Raw genomic sequence first — 14,397 nt, 5'->3', positions numbered from 1 at the left:
TTTCATTCGCTTACAAATCCATGTTTCTTAAGGAGTGTTTCAGATGGAACAGCTGTATCCGATCCGGCTGAACGCCGTTTGCAAGGATTATATCTGGGGAGGCACCCGGCTGAGAACCGAATACCGTCAGCAGAGCAGCGCGGCGAAAGTCGCGGAAAGCTGGGTTCTTTCCTGCCACCCGGACGGGCCCGCGGTCATCGCGAACGGCGAGTACCGGGGGCTGACTCTGAACGAATATTTTGAAAAAGCCGGAAGGCGGGTTCTTGGAACCGACTGCGAAAAGTTTCCCGATTTTCCGGTTCTGATTAAACTGATCGACGCAAAGAACGCGCTCTCCATTCAGGTTCACCCCGACAACGAGTACGCGCGCGCGCACGGCGGCGGATTCGGCAAAACCGAAATGTGGTACATCGTTGACTGTGAGGAGGGGGCGTACCTCTATTACGGCTTCGACCACGAGATCTCCAAAGAAGAATTCCGCGAACGGATTGAGAACAACACGCTGACCGAAGTCCTCAACAAGGTGACGGTGCACCCCGGGGACGTGCTGTATATCGAATCCGGAACGCTGCACGCCATCGGCGCGGGGATTCTGATTGCGGAAATCCAGCAGAATTCCAACCTGACCTACCGCATTTACGATTACGGCCGCCCGGGCGCGGACGGAAAACCGCGCGAGCTGCATATTCCGCAGGCGCTCGACGTTACCCGCCGAAGCCGCCCCTCGCGTCCCGTCGGCCCGCAGGGGGACGAAATCCGGGAACCGGGCTGCGTAAAAACCCTGCTCGGCTCGTGCGAATATTTCACCGTCAACCGCATGAAAATTACGGAACACGCGCTTTGCGCGAGCGAAAAAAGCTTTCAGTCCATTTTATGCCTGCGCGGCGACGCGCTGATTCTGGACCGCGGCCGGACGCTTCTGACCTTTGCAAAAGGAGACAGCGTCTTCCTCCCGGCGGGATTCGGCCGGTACACCGTAAAAGGAGACTGCGAAATTTTGCTGACCGAGGTCTGAGCCGGAGCAGCCGTTTGCCGTTTTTCCGGGTGGTCAGATCACCATGCCGCCGTTGACCCCCAGGACCTGCCCGGTGATGAAGCCCGCCTGTTCGGAAGCAAGGAACGACACCGCCGCGGCAATATCCTCCGGGGAGCCGATGCGGCACAGCGGGGTTTCCTCCCGCAGCTCTTCCATGGTCTGTTCGGAAAACCCCGCGTTCATTTCGGTGTCGATCACGCCCGGGGCAATGCAGTTGACCCGCACGCCGGAGGGGCCGACCTCTTTCGCGAGCGCTTTCGTCAGCCCGATGACGGCGGCTTTGGCGGCGGAATAGTGTGCTTCGCACGAAGCGCCGACCTGCCCCCACATGGAAGAAATATTGACGATGCAGCCGCTCTTTTCCCGGATCATATCGGGAAGGGCGGCGCGGCAGCACAGAAAAACGCCGCGCACATCCACATTGAACATCTCGTCCCAGTCGCGGTCTGTCAGGTCGGTAAACAGCTTCTGCTGCGCAATCCCCGCGTTATTGACCAGCAGGTCAAGCTTTCCGGCGGAGCGGAACAGTTCCGCCGCCTGGGCGGAATCGGAAATATCCGCCCGCGCCAGAACGGCGGATTCCGGGCCGCAGGCGCGCGTCAGCCTTTCCCAAAGGCTGCGCGCGCCTTTTTCATTTTTTAAATAATTCAGATACACTTTGTAGCCGTCGGCGGCCAGCCGGGCGGCGACCGCTTGTCCGATCCCCCCGGAGGCCCCCGTCACCAGCGCTTTTTTCACGCGGAACTCCCCTTTCTCCCCTCTTGATTCTCAATGCCGATTATACCACAACGCCGGAAAAAGCGGTACGGAAATTCGCCGAACGGCAGACAAATTCTCCTTTCCCGCATAGTATATACAGGGAACGGTCTGTAAAAGACCGTTCAGCATAAGTGAAAAGGAGGTTTTATTTTGAGCTGTTTCAATTGCAGCGATCCTTGCTCTTGCAACCGGATCTTCCCAGCGTTTCTTCCCATTAGCCGCGATCCGTACCAATGCCAGTGCTGCCAATGCGTCCCCTGCCCGCCTGTCTGTGATCTAAGGGTTCCTTCCTATGCGTTTTATTATACCACCGCATCCCAGGCGGTAGCGGCCGGCGCACCCGTGGTCTTCGGGACCGGCAGCTCCACTCCCGACATCGTACTGTCCGGCGGGAATCTGCTGTTCACCAGGCCGGGCGTTTATCTGATTCAATATCATATTTCCGTCACGGCGCCTATTGCGGGCGTTACGTTAGGTCTGGCTCTCAACGGCGTACCGGTCGCAGGCTCCGCCGCCATTACCACGACGGACACCCATTACAGCGGCCAGGCAATCGTCAGCGTACCCGCCGGCGGCGTTGTTTCCCTCACCGTAAGCGGTGCTTCTACAATATCCTCTGCCAGTATCACCGCCGTGCGGATTTCCTGCTAATCCCTCTGCTCCCCAATTCCGGCTTTGCCGGATTGGGAAGCTTTTTATTCCTTATTTGGACAAATCCTGCCGCAAGTCACTTAAAATATTATTGGCACAGAAGAACTTTCGGCATATTATGGTAGAAAAGGTAGCCGGCTTACTGCCGGCGAATCCGTTTTGACAGCAGGAGGGGATTTCTTGGGTTGCAATCAAAATTTTCCACGCCGTAACGGCCGGGATCCGGCCGGAAGCTCCAACCCCGCCTTCGCGGCGCCCGGCGGACGCTTCTGCCCTCCGGGGCCTCCCGGACCTCCCGGTACGAGGGGCCCGATGGGCTTTCAGGGCTTCACGGGCGATCCCGGTCCCGCCGGACCTCCGGGCCCTCCCGGACCTCCCGGCTTTCCGGGACCTCCGGGCTTTCCGGGGCTGCCGGGTCCAACCGGGCCGACAGGGCCCATGGGTATCAGCATTATCGGACCCGTCGGGCCCACAGGGCCGACTGGCCCCACGGGCGCAACAGGCCTGAGCATTACCGGGCCAACCGGGCCGACGGGCCCCACAGGCGCGGCGGGCCTGAGCGTTACCGGGCCGACCGGACCGACGGGGCCAACGGGAACCGCGGGCCTGAGCATTACCGGGCCAACGGGGCCGACAGGTCCCACGGGCGCGGCGGGCCTGAGCGTTACCGGGCCGACGGGGCCGACAGGTCCCACGGGCGCAGCGGGCGCTGCGGGTGCGGGTGCTATCATTCCATTCGCATCCGGCACTCCAACCTCTCTGACAACCGTGGCGGGAGGTCTGGTCGGAACCCTGGGATTGATCGGGTTCGGTCTGAACGCGCCGGGTGCCCTCGCTTTGGGAGTCATCGACCTGTCCGGCCTGACCAACTTTGCGTTCTCAATGCCTCGTGACGGCGTCATCAATTCCGTCGCCGCCTATTTCAGCGTGACCGCGGCGCTTGCGCTTGCCGGAACGACCGTGACCATCACCGCACAGCTTTACAGCTCGCCGACCCCGAACGACACGTTTTCACCGGTTGCCGGCGCGCTTGTAACACTTCCGCCGCTGACCGGCGCCATCGCCATCGGCGACACCTTCAATGCCATCACGACCGGGCTCGCCATTCCGGTCACCGCCCAGACGCGGCTGCTGATGGTCTTTTCGGCCACCGCGACGGGCGTTTCCCTGGTCAATACGATCGCGGGCTATGCCAGCGCGGGCGTTGGCATCAGCTGACGGCGCACTCCCGGAACGAAAAAGGGAAGCCCCTCTCCGTAAACTCGGAGAGGGGCTTCCCATCGTTTAAATGAAACTCAGAAGTGAACGTATTCCAGAATGTAGCGGATGATAAAGAGCACCGCGATCCCGTACATGATCGGGCTGACCTCCTTAACCTTGCCGCGCACCAGCTTGATGAAGCAATAGCTGATGCTGCCGAACGCGATGCCTTCGGAAATGCTGTACGCGAACGGCATCATTGCGATCGTCAAAAAGCAGGGAATCGCGATTTCCATGTCGTCCCAGTCGACATCCTTCACGCCGCCGATCATCATGACGCCGACGATCAGAAGGACCGGGTACGTCGCGGAGCCCGGAATAAAGCCGAGGAACGGAGCAAGGAAAATCGCGAGGATGAAGCAAATGGCGGTGGTCACGCTGGTCAGGCCGGTTTTGCCGCCCTCCGAAATACCCGCGCTGGATTCCACATAGGTGGTCACGGTGGAGGTGCCGAACACGGCGCCGACGGAGGTTGCAATCGCGTCGGCCATCAGCGCCCTCGTCGCGTTGGGCAGCTTGCCCTCCGGAGTCAGGAAGCCCGCCTTGCCGGCGGTGCCGTACAGCGTGCCGACCGTGTCGAACATGTCGACCATCGTCAGGGAAATCAGGACCGCAATCAGGGAAAAGAACGCCACACCGATGCCTTCATTGGTGTGAAGCAGCTCGGAAAAGCCGCCCGTGAATTTGCCAAAGGTCGGGGCAAGCGAACCGCCGACCGAAAGGCCCTGCGAAATGCCGACGTTGGCGCCGAACCCGAACTGCATCACAGCGCCCACGACGCTGGTTGCCAGAATGCTGATGAACAGGCCGCCCTTTACGCCTTGAACCACCAGGAGGACGGTGATGAAAATTCCGATCACGGCAAGCGCCGTCGTAGGATTCGTGAAATTGCCCAGCGTAATGATGGTGGATTCGCTCGGCGCGACGATTCCCGCGCCCTTAAGCGCCACGATTGCGATAAACAGCCCGATTCCGCCGCTGATGGCCTTTTTCATGGGAAGCGGTATCGCATCCACGATTTTTTCGCGGATTCCTCCGGCGGAAAGAACAATGAAGATGACGCCGGAAATGAACACGGCGGACAGGCCCGCCTGCCAGGAATAGCCGTAAGTGCCGCAGATGGTGTAGGCAAAGAACGCGTTCAGGCCCATGCCCGGCGCCTGTGCCAGCGGGTAGTTGGACAAAAGGCCGCTTAAAAGCGTCCCGATCGCCGAGGCGACACAGGTGGCAAGCATGACCGCACCCTTGTCCATCTTGGCGTCGCCGAGAATCGCCGGGTTTACAAAAATGATGTAAGCCATCGTGAAAAATGTGGTAAGCCCCGCGATGATCTCCGTGCGGATATCCGTGTGGTTCCCCTTCAGGTTAAAAAAGTCGCCCTTGGGATGGATCGCCGACGTTGTACTGTCTGCCATTTCGATTCCTCCGTAAAATAAAAATCGCCCGACAAAATTGCCGGGTCCCGTTTCGATTACAGGTTAAGTATATCGGTTCCTTTGTGAAAACGCAATATTGCATTTACACAAAATTTTTAATTCAGAAACAGTTTATTCATACTTTTTATAAAACGATGCCGAATTATAAGGAATTTCGGCTGATTTTCTTGCAATATAAAATGCGCCGTCCGTCCCGAGTGGGACAAGCCGGCGCATTCCGCATGAGTCATTTATGCAAGTTTTTCTTTCAGCTTTTTAAGTTCCGCTTTCAGTTCCTTCGGGAGCTTGTCGCCGAATTTCTGATAGAACTCTTCGATTCCGTCGGCTTCCTTCGCCCAGTCCGCGCTGTCGACGTTCAGAATCGTCTTGAGCGTGTCGACGGTCAGATCCAGGCCGGAAAGGTTGATGTCATCCGCTTTCGGCACAAAGCCGATCGGTGTGTCGACCGCGTCCGCCTTGCCCTCGCAGCGTTGCAGAATCCATTCGAGCACGCGCAGGTTGTCGCCGAAGCCCGGCCAAATGAAATGGCCTTCGTCGTCCAGACGGAACCAGTTTACATTGAAAATCTTCGGAGCCTTGTCGCCGAGCCTTTCGCCCATGTCGATCCAGTGCTTGAAGTAATCGCCCATATGGTAGCCGCAGAACGGCAGCATGGCCATCGGGTCGCGGCGGACGACGCCCACGGCGCCGGTCGCGGCCGCGGTTGTTTCAGACGCCATGATGGAGCCTACAAACACGCCGTTATTCCAGTCCCTGGACTGATACACAAGCGGCGTAGTGCGCGCGCGGCGGCCGCCGAAAATAATTGCGGAAATCGGAACTCCGCGTCCGTTTTCGAACTCGGGGCTGATGCACGGGCAGTTTTTCGCCGGTGCGGTAAAGCGGCTGTTCGGGTGCGCGCCCTTTTCCTTGCTGCTGGTGCCGTCCCACGGGCGGCCCTTCCAGTCCACGGCGTTCTTCGGCGGATTGTGGTCCAATCCCTCCCACCAGACGGTGTTGTCATCCAGATTATGCACAACATTTGTAAAAATCGTGCCTGATTTTGTCGTCGCAAGCGCGTTCGGGTTCGATTTCACGTTGGTTCCCGGCGCCACGCCGAAAAATCCGTTTTCCGGGTTGATCGCCCAAAGCCTGCCGTCCGGCCCGATGCGCATCCAGGCGATGTCGTCGCCGACCGTCCAGATTTTGTAGCCTTTTTGACGGTAGAATTCCGGCGGAATCAGCATGGCGAGGTTCGTCTTGCCGCAGGCCGACGGGAACGCCGCCGCCACATATTTGATTTCGCCCAGCGGATTCTGAATGCCGAGGATCAGCATGTGCTCCGCCATCCAGCCCTCGTTTTTGCCAAGGAAGGACGCGATGCGCAGCGCAAAGCATTTTTTGCCGAGCAGAACATTCCCGCCGTAACCGGAATTGACGGAAATAATCGTGTTGTCCTCCGGGAAATGGCAGATGTATCTTTTTTCTTCGTCGATCTCGCATTTGCAGTGCAGGCCGCGCACCCAGTCGCTGCTGTTGCCGAGAGTTTTAACAACCTCGTTGCCGACGCGGGTCATAATGCTCATATTCAGAACAACATAAATGGAATCGGTCAGTTCAATGCCGATTTTGGCAAACGGTGAGCCCACAGGGCCCATAGAATAAGGTATCACATACATGGTGCGGCCCCGATAGCTGTTCTTCGCGATTCCGTACAGCATTTCATAGGCCTTTGACGGCTCCATCCAATGGTTGGTGGGGCCCGCGTCCTCCTCGCTGCGGGAGCAGATAAAGGTGCGTCCCTCCACGCGTGCCACATCGTTTACGGCCGTGCGATGAAGATAGCAGCCGGGAAGCTTCTCTTCATTGAGCTTGATCATCTCGCCGGTTTTGCAAGCTTCGGCCCTCAACGATTCAAGCTGCTCCTGAGTCCCGTCAATCCAGATCACCCTGTCCGGACAGACCAACTCCTTCATCTTTTCCATCCATTCCAGTACCGATTGATTCTGAGTCATATGCTTCTCCTTTCGGCCCAATGGCCTAATGAATATACTGCCATTATAATACAACATTTCGTATTGTGCAATAACATCGCATCTGATTGTTAAGAATATATCAATTTTGCTATTTTATGCTTATGCGGAATAATGAATAATGATGAATCGCGTCCTGCAAAATTAAACGGAAAGGGATTCCACAGAAAGCTCCGCGCGGGCGTTCAGGCCGGGTCCGGCGACGTTCCCGGCCGCATACTCATAGAAGCCCTGAGCCGCAACCATCGCGCCGTTGTCGCCGCAAAGGTCCAGCCGCGGGCAGTAAAAAGACAGGCCGCGTTCCCGGCACACCGCCTTCAGTTCCCGCCGCAGCAGCGAGTTTGCGGAAACGCCGCCCGCCGTCACCAGCTTTTTCGCACCGGTTTCCTCCGCCGCAAGCAGCGTGTTCCGCACCAGGCAGTCCACGACCGCCCTGCGGTAAGACGCCGCAAGATCCGGAATCGAGACCGTTTCTCCGCGCTGCCGCGCGTTGTGCAGCTGATTCAGCACGTTGGTTTTCAGGCCGGAAAAGCTGAAATCGAACGGAGCCCCGTCCACGGACGGGCGCGGGAGTTTGTATGCCTTATCATTCCCCTGCTCTGCAACTTTATCCAGCTCTACCCCGCCGGGGTACGGCATGCCCATCGCGCGCGCGGCCTTGTCGAACGCCTCCCCCGCCGCATCGTCCCTGGTCTGGCCCAGCACGCGCAGGTCCGTGTAGTCCCGGACGTCGATCAGGTGCGTGTGGCCGCCGGAAACCACCAGGCAGAGAAACGGCGGCGTAAGCTCCGGAAAAGTCAGGTAATTCGCGGCGATATGCGCGCGCAGGTGGTGCACCGGAACGAGCGGCTTCCCCGTCGACAGGGCCAGACCCTTCGCGAAGTTGACGCCGACCAGCAGCGCGCCGATCAGCCCGGGCGCGCAGGTAACCGCGATCGCGTCGATTCCGTCCAGGCTTGTCCCGGCGTCGTCCAGCGCGTTTTTCACAATTCCGGAGATCGCCTCGCAGTGCCTGCGGGAGGCGATCTCCGGTACAACACCGCCGTAAAGCCGGTGTTCTTCAATCTGCGACGCGACCGCGTTGGAACAAATGATTCTGCCGTCTTCCACAACGGCGGCGGCGGTTTCGTCACAGGAGCTTTCAATTCCTAGAATTCGCATGTATCCTCCCCGGGTTCTTCTTCCCGCGTCCGGAAGCGCTTTCCGCCGCGGTGCTTTCGTCTCTTGGCGTCCGGTCCCTCAAGCGTATTGTTGTTGCCGCAGGAAACGGTGGTTCCGGCCTTGATCGGCGCAAGCAAAAAACCGATCACAATTCCGATGAACGTGCAGGCAAGCGCCAGCAGACGGGTTTCGCGTTTTGTCATGTTGCATTCCCCCTGATTCTTAAATTTGAGTTGAATTTCATACTCGATCTTTCCCATTCAGGAATTGAACCCCTATTTTTTCTTCCAGCCCCGAAGGGCGGCGTGCGGCGGGCTTTCGACCCCGCACAGGCCCGTACTTTCGGTCCCGTACGAAAGGCCAAAGTACGGGTCGGGGGAACAGCGCGGCGATGCATCCAAATGGTCGGTATCAAGAGCGGCGAGAGAAAATAAACATCCTAAAAACGCAGGGTAAGAATCAGCGCGTCCTCCGTCGGGTTCCGGTAAAAGTTCTTCCTTCTCCCGGCGGGGCGAAGTCCCAGCGATTGATACAGCGCGACCGCCGCCGTGTTGGAGGGACGCACCTCCAGGCTGAGAAACTCCGCGTTCCGTCCGCGCGCCCGGCCGATCAGCCCCCGCGTCAGCGCGCGCCCGACGCCCCGGCGCCGAAAAGCGGGGAAAACGGCGATGTTGTCCACATAGCATTCCCCGCAGACACAGTGCATCCCGGCGTAGCCGACGATTTCTCCGCCGCTCTCCGCGGTCAGAAAGACGGCGGTATCGCTGGAAAGCTCGGCGGCAAGCCCGTCCCTCGTCCACGGCTGTGCAAAGCAGAGCCGTTCCAGTTCGGCGAGGCGGTCCAGATGCCGCGGCGCCATGGGGACCAGCTTCAGTCCGTCCATCCCCGTCTCATCACCTTCCAGTCCGAGCCGTCCCGGATGCGGTAGATAATGTGAATCGCGACCCAGATCAGGTTAAAGAGCATCAAAACGGAAAACAGCTTCATGCTGATAAATCGGAACCGAAACAGAAACCGGCTGTAGGCGTAGACGGAGGACATCACCGTAATGACCGGGACATAAAACTTTTCCGGGAAATAAAACGCGAACACAAGCGAGAGCAGATCCGCCGGGTACCAGTACCTCTCATGCATAAACGGAAGAAAATACGGCAGCAGCATCACATAAAACAGCGCGAGGGAAACCAGCATTTCATCCGTGATGCGGAATTTCCGGGCGCAAAGATAGGCAAACGTGAACAGCACCAGCGCCCCCGCGGCCAGCACCGCCGCCTTGCCGACGGATTCCGGCGCGTCCGCGGGAAACCAGGAAAACAGATTCGGCAGGTTCATCGTCAGCTCGTTGTACTCCTGCGACTGCCGGAAATAGACGGTCAGCAATTCCCAGAAATCGCGGCCCATCAAAGCGGCGGGCAAAATGGAAATCACATACACCAGCGGCGGGATCAGCAGACAGCGCGCTTTGATTCTTCCCTTGAAGAGCAGGACGAACAAAAGCGGAGCGAAAAACACGGCCTGCAGCTTAAACGCAAGCGCAATTGAAAACGCCGTGACGGCAAGGTACTGCCGGTCCTCCATCAGATAGCAGACGCAGGCGAGCAGCGCGGCGGTGTAGATGGAATCGCACTGCGCCCAGACCGCCGAATTCAGAATCACGCTGGGCAGGAACAGCGTGACCGCGTAGGCGATTTCCCCCCAGAATTCACCGTATTTCCGGTCGACGATGCGAAACACATAATACGCCGCCGCGACGTCCCCCGCGCAGGAGAGCGCCTTAATCAGGTGCAGGCCGGAAAACGGAAGATAGGTGAGAAGGGCAAGCAGATAGTAGTAGGCCGGCGTGTAGTCGCCGAAATTGATTCCTACCGCCGAAAGGCCGCCGTTCTGGCGAAGCAACTCAAACCATCCGGATAAAAACTGCCGGTAGTCGCTGGAGATATACCCGAAAAATCTGAGACGGACCGCCATGGCGAGGACCGTGACGGCGACCATGAAGAAGATATTCTCCGCTTTGACAAAGTTAACGAACGCCTTGCGCTTGCTCATCATTCTCCCACCTTGCGATAGAGTAAAAAATCGAATCCTATTTCCGTTCTAAGCGTTTGCGTCCTGGCAAGCCGCTCGCAGCCCTCGCGCGGGGTTTTTCGGAAGTAGGGCGTCATGGCGAACAAGTCCCCGATTTCCCGCGCCCCGTTTAATGTGATATTCCCCCGCACCGGCACGCGCCGGAGGAACGCAAAACCAGGGTACTCGGTTTCCCGGTATTCGTTCTCGTACGGTTCGTCGTAAAGGATCTCTTTCAGGCCGTACAAATGCCGCTGCGACGGCACGGCGAGGATCAGAAACCCGCCGGGGCGCAGTACCCGGGCATATTCCCGCGGAACAATCGGCGCGAACACATCCGTAAGAACGTCGGCGGACGCGGAAAGAGCCGGAATGCCGAAGATGCTGCCCACGGCGAACGAAATCCCCTGATACTTCTTCGCGGCGGCACGCACCGCGGATTTGGAAATATCGAACCCGTACTGCTCCGGAGCCGCTCCCCTTTTCAGCAGATGTTCCCGCAGCCGCCCGGCATAGTACCCCTCGCCGCAGCCAGCGTCCAGAATCACGGGGCTCCCCTGCGGAAGATTCTCCTCCGCCAGACGGTTCAAACAGTCGCTGAACGGCGCGTAATGCCCCGCTTCCAGAAACCGCCGGCGCGCCGCGACCATTTCGCGGCTGTCCCCCGGGTCGGCGGAATGCTTCTTGTTTGGCGGAAGCAGATAAACATAGCCCTCTTTCGCAAGGTCATAACTGTGCCCCTGAGGGCACCGGTATGCCGTTTCCTCCCGCAGGAGCGGCTCCCCGCAGACGGGGCAGGCAAAAATCCCCATACGCTACGCCTTCGCCTCGTACCAGGTTTCCCCGGTTTTCGCTTCCGCGATCATCGGAACGGAAAGCGACACGGCGTTCTGCATTTCCTCGGTCAGAAGCAAGGCGGCACGGTCCGCCTCCTCTTTGGGGGCCTCGACGATCAGTTCATCGTGCACCTGCAAAATGAGCTTCGACTTCATCTGTTCGCGTTCCAGACGGTCCCGCACACGGATCATCGCAATTTTGATGATGTCCGCCGCCGTTCCCTGAATCGGCATATTCCGCGCCACGCGCTCCCCGAACGCGCGCAGATTGTGATTCGACGATTTCAGCTCCGGCAGATACCGCCGCCGCCCGAACAGCGTCTGCACATAGCCGTCTTCCTTTGCCTGCTCCACCACGCGCTCCATGTAGGAATCCACGCCGGAAAAATTCGCGAGGTAATCCTCGATATACCGCTTTGCCTCCGCAACGGAAACATGGATGTTTTTGGACAGCGAAAACGCGCCGATGCCGTACACGATTCCGAAATTGACGGCCTTCGCCCGGCTGCGCATCAGCGGCGTGACCAGCTCCTCCGGCATATGGAACACCTGCGCGGCCGTGCTGCGGTGAATATCGTTGTTGTTCAGAAAAGCATGGATCATATTTTCATCGTTCGCAACATGGGCGAGCACCCGCAGCTCGATCTGCGAATAGTCCGCGTCCACCAGCACCCAGCCGGGGCGGGCGCGGAAAAAGCGGCGCATTTCGCGCCCGAGCTCCGTGCGAACGGGAATATTCTGCAGGTTCGGCTCCGTAGAGCTGATGCGCCCCGTGCGCGTTTCGGTCTGGTTAAAGCTGGAATGAATCCTGCCGTCCGGCCCGATGACCTTTAAAAGGCCGTCGCAGTAAGTGGATTTCAGCTTTGTAAGCGCGCGGTAATCGAGCACCATCTCGACCGCCGGGTGGTCGTACCGCAGCTTTTCCAGCGTTTCCGCTCCGGTCGACCAGCCGGTCTTCGTCTTTTTGCCGTGCGGAAGACCCAGCTTTTCAAACAGCGCGTCGCCAAGCTGCTTCGGTGAATTGATGTTGAATTCGTACCCGACGGATTCATAAACCTGTCGCTGCAGCTCCGTGATGCGCTGCTCCAGCTTTTCACCAAACTCTCGGATTCCGTCCTCGTCCACCGCGAAGCCGGTGTTTTCCATATCCGCAAGCACCTTCGCCAGCGGAATCTCGATGCGGTCGAGCAGCTCCGTCTGGGAATTTTCGGCGATCTTTTCCGCGAGCCGGTCCACAAGGCCGGGCATCAGCGCGGCGGCCGTCTGCGCTTCCGTCAGTTCCCCGGCAGGTTCCGGCGCGCCGTACTCCCTCGCAAGCCGCGCCGGCTCGTACCCGGAGGCCGACGGGTTCAGCAGATACGCCGCCAGAAGGGTGTCGAACACCGGCCCGGCCAGCTGCACGCCGTCCTTCAGCAGTCTGGAGCAAAGCGGCTTGACGTTGTGGGTGTTCTTCCGGACGGATACGTCCGAAAACAGCGCGCGCAGGGTGTCCGCGTCTTCCACGGTATGGAGGACGCCGTCCCGGTTCCAAAGCACGCGCAGCGCCCCGTCCGTCTCCGCGACAAAGTCCGCCCGCCCGGCTTTTCGCGCGGCTTTCAGCAGCTCCGCCGGGTCCGTATGCTCCGCGACCGTCACGGCCTGCTCCTGACGAACCTCCTCCGGCTCCGGCACGTCCAGGCCCATTTTCTCGATCAGCGAGAAAAACTCCAGCTTCGCCATCAGCCGCGCCGCGCCCGCGCGGTCGCCGGGAACGGGAACATAGTTTTTCAGGTTTGTGTCGATCGGCGCGTCGGTGCGGATGGTTCCGAGGTGACGGCTCAAAAACGCGCTGTCCTTCCCGGCCTCCAGTTTTTTCCGCATCCCGTCCTTGATTTCCAGCTCGTCCAGGTGCTCATAAATGTAATCAATATTATGATAGGCCTGAACCAGCTGCCCCGCGCCCTTCGGCCCGATTCCGGCGACGCCCGGAATGCAGTCGGAGGTATCGCCCTGAATCGCCTTGATCTCGATCATTTCCTCCGGAGTCACGCCGTAATCCTCTTTGATTTTCGCTTCGTCGTAAAGTGTGACCTGCGGCTGCCCCATTTTTGTGGAGGCAAGGCGGACCGTCACATGCGGCCCGACCAGCTGCAGGCTGTCGCGGTCCCCGGTCGCGAGGACGCACTCGTCGCCCGTTTTTTCGCATTGGTGCGCGAGGGTGCCGAGGATGTCGTCCGCCTCGAAGCCCTCGCATTCCACCAGATGATAGCCGAGCAGCACCAGAAGCTCCTTTAGCGTCGGCAGCTGCTGGGCAAGCTCCTCCGGCATCCCCTTGCGGTTCGCCTTGTAGCCCGCGTATTCTTTGTGCCGAAAGGTTGGCGCGCGCAGGTCGAATGCGACCGCGACCGCATCGGGGGAAGTTTCCGCGTTCATTTTTTGCAGGATGGTCAGAAAACCGTAGATTCCGTTGGTAAACAGCCCCTCTTTCGTCGTCAGGAGCCGCACGCCGTAGAACGCCCGGTTCAGAATGCTGTTGCCGTCCAGTACCAGTAATTTCATCGCTTTTCCCCCGGAATACAAGTTATGGAAGTATTATATCACGTTCCCGGGGAAAAATTAAGGGTTATTCTCAACGATGAGAAAAGAAACAAACCGCCCGGAGCAACGGGCGGTTTGTTTCTTTCCAGATATAATTTGACTACCACGCGACGGCCACTCCAACGCCGCGCAGAGCTATCCGCCCTTAAATCATAAAGAAAGCCGCGTGAGTGCTGAATCACCCACGCGGCCCAGTGTCGGCGGCCCCGCCGTTTCAAAAGGACGGAGAGCCATGTTGCCTGCGGCACACTTCAAGAGAATGAACTCGAGAAGAGCGTGCCTGATTCAAAGAACTCCTTTTCACGCGCTTTGCACTTTCCCGTCCGTCAAAACGGAAAAGCCGCCGGTACCGGGCGGCGTGCTCCCGCCCCCGCGGAGAGAATGGCGGCACGAAATTTCCGGGTTCCGTGCCAAAAAATACGCGGGAGCGGGCGTTTCGCCCAATACAGGGCACAAAAAAGCACCGGTACGGAATTTTCATTCCATACACCGGCGCGCGTGAAAAGCAGGATTTATTTTTCGCCCCTTTTTTCCCGCTCTGTACAAAACAGGGGGAATGAGGTATAATATTACCTGCAAATGCGCGGTTTTACCGCTGTGTATGG

At 58.8% G+C, this 14,397-nt stretch carries 12 protein-coding genes; 3 read left to right on the top strand and 9 right to left on the bottom strand.

The genetic code is table 11. From position 1 onward, the window contains the following. Positions 1-43: 43 nt before the first annotated feature. Positions 44-1,015: a type I phosphomannose isomerase catalytic subunit gene (locus tag ACLQ3M_RS03985; protein ID WP_411676413.1), complete on the top strand. Its 972-nt coding sequence runs from the start codon at positions 44-46 to the stop codon at positions 1,013-1,015. Positions 1,016-1,048: 33 nt separating this feature from the next. Here ACLQ3M_RS03985 and ymfI read toward each other — a convergent pair whose 3' ends face one another. Beyond that, a complete protein-coding gene (gene ymfI / locus ACLQ3M_RS03980; protein ID WP_411676412.1) occupies positions 1,049-1,774 on the bottom strand; it encodes an elongation factor P 5-aminopentanone reductase in 726 nt (241 codons plus the stop codon). 171 nt (positions 1,775-1,945) lie between these two features. On the opposite strand from ymfI, the gene ACLQ3M_RS03975 reads away from it, so the two are divergent. Continuing rightward, positions 1,946-2,446, top strand: a complete 501-nt coding sequence (locus ACLQ3M_RS03975) for a BclA C-terminal domain-containing protein (protein WP_411676411.1) — start codon at positions 1,946-1,948, stop codon at positions 2,444-2,446. A 438-nt stretch (positions 2,447-2,884) separates the two neighbouring features. After that, positions 2,885-3,664, top strand: a complete 780-nt coding sequence (locus ACLQ3M_RS03970; protein ID WP_411676410.1) for an exosporium glycoprotein BclB-related protein — start codon at positions 2,885-2,887, stop codon at positions 3,662-3,664. A gap of 77 nt (positions 3,665-3,741) precedes the next feature. On the opposite strand, the gene ACLQ3M_RS03965 is transcribed toward ACLQ3M_RS03970, so the two are convergent. The 8 genes from ACLQ3M_RS03965 to polA form a co-directional block, all read right to left on the bottom strand. Then, positions 3,742-5,121, bottom strand: coding sequence for an NCS2 family permease (locus ACLQ3M_RS03965; RefSeq protein ID WP_411676409.1), 1,380 nt, complete (start codon positions 5,119-5,121; stop codon positions 3,742-3,744). A 251-nt stretch (positions 5,122-5,372) separates the two neighbouring features. Beyond that, entirely contained in the window at positions 5,373-7,136 is a 1,764-nt protein-coding gene (locus ACLQ3M_RS03960; RefSeq protein WP_411676408.1) for a phosphoenolpyruvate carboxykinase (GTP), read from the bottom strand. A 162-nt stretch (positions 7,137-7,298) separates the two neighbouring features. Beyond that, positions 7,299-8,315, bottom strand: a complete 1,017-nt coding sequence (tsaD, locus tag ACLQ3M_RS03955; RefSeq protein ID WP_411676407.1) for a tRNA (adenosine(37)-N6)-threonylcarbamoyltransferase complex transferase subunit TsaD — start codon at positions 8,313-8,315, stop codon at positions 7,299-7,301. Beyond that, on the bottom strand, positions 8,303-8,518 hold the full coding sequence (locus tag ACLQ3M_RS03950; RefSeq protein WP_411676406.1) for a hypothetical protein: 216 nt from the start codon (positions 8,516-8,518) through the stop codon (positions 8,303-8,305). The genes tsaD and ACLQ3M_RS03950 overlap by 13 nt, the downstream gene beginning before the upstream one ends. A 236-nt stretch (positions 8,519-8,754) precedes the next feature. Then, positions 8,755-9,198 carry a ribosomal protein S18-alanine N-acetyltransferase gene (rimI, locus tag ACLQ3M_RS03945; RefSeq protein ID WP_411676405.1) on the bottom strand — a complete coding sequence of 148 codons (444 nt, stop codon included), beginning with the start codon at positions 9,196-9,198 and terminating at the stop codon, positions 8,755-8,757. Further along, positions 9,186-10,364, bottom strand: coding sequence for a glycosyltransferase 87 family protein (locus tag ACLQ3M_RS03940; protein WP_411676404.1), 1,179 nt, complete (start codon positions 10,362-10,364; stop codon positions 9,186-9,188). Before ACLQ3M_RS03940 ends, rimI begins: the two co-directional genes overlap by 13 nt. Next, on the bottom strand, positions 10,361-11,191 hold the full coding sequence (locus tag ACLQ3M_RS03935; protein ID WP_411676403.1) for a putative RNA methyltransferase: 831 nt from the start codon (positions 11,189-11,191) through the stop codon (positions 10,361-10,363). The genes ACLQ3M_RS03940 and ACLQ3M_RS03935 overlap by 4 nt, the downstream gene beginning before the upstream one ends. A 3-nt stretch (positions 11,192-11,194) precedes the next feature. Then, positions 11,195-13,753 carry a DNA polymerase I gene (gene polA / locus ACLQ3M_RS03930; RefSeq protein ID WP_411676402.1) on the bottom strand — a complete coding sequence of 853 codons (2,559 nt, stop codon included), beginning with the start codon at positions 13,751-13,753 and terminating at the stop codon, positions 11,195-11,197. Positions 13,754-14,397 lie beyond the last annotated feature (644 nt).

The sequence above is a fragment of the Caproicibacter sp. genome, assembly GCF_046707225.1.
GTDB lineage: Bacteria > Bacillota > Clostridia > Oscillospirales > Acutalibacteraceae > Caproicibacter.
This window is presented reverse-complemented; position numbering and strand designations above follow the sequence as displayed.

Excerpts from the sequence above, each read along its gene's own strand:
- ACLQ3M_RS03935 (WP_411676403.1), bottom strand. The coding sequence starts at position 11,191 with ATGGGGATTTTTGCCTGCCCCGTCTGCGGGGAGCCGCTCCTGCGGGAG.
- rimI (WP_411676405.1), bottom strand. The coding sequence starts at position 9,198 with ATGGACGGACTGAAGCTGGTCCCCATGGCGCCGCGGCATCTGGACCGC.
- ACLQ3M_RS03985 (WP_411676413.1), top strand. The coding sequence starts at position 44 with ATGGAACAGCTGTATCCGATCCGGCTGAACGCCGTTTGCAAGGATTAT.
- ACLQ3M_RS03965 (WP_411676409.1), bottom strand. The coding sequence starts at position 5,121 with ATGGCAGACAGTACAACGTCGGCGATCCATCCCAAGGGCGACTTTTTT.
- ACLQ3M_RS03950 (WP_411676406.1), bottom strand. The coding sequence starts at position 8,518 with ATGACAAAACGCGAAACCCGTCTGCTGGCGCTTGCCTGCACGTTCATC.
- tsaD (WP_411676407.1), bottom strand. The coding sequence starts at position 8,315 with ATGCGAATTCTAGGAATTGAAAGCTCCTGTGACGAAACCGCCGCCGCC.
- ACLQ3M_RS03960 (WP_411676408.1), bottom strand. The coding sequence starts at position 7,136 with ATGACTCAGAATCAATCGGTACTGGAATGGATGGAAAAGATGAAGGAG.
- ACLQ3M_RS03940 (WP_411676404.1), bottom strand. The coding sequence starts at position 10,364 with ATGATGAGCAAGCGCAAGGCGTTCGTTAACTTTGTCAAAGCGGAGAAT.
- polA (WP_411676402.1), bottom strand. The coding sequence starts at position 13,753 with ATGAAATTACTGGTACTGGACGGCAACAGCATTCTGAACCGGGCGTTC.
- ACLQ3M_RS03970 (WP_411676410.1), top strand. The coding sequence starts at position 2,885 with ATGGGTATCAGCATTATCGGACCCGTCGGGCCCACAGGGCCGACTGGC.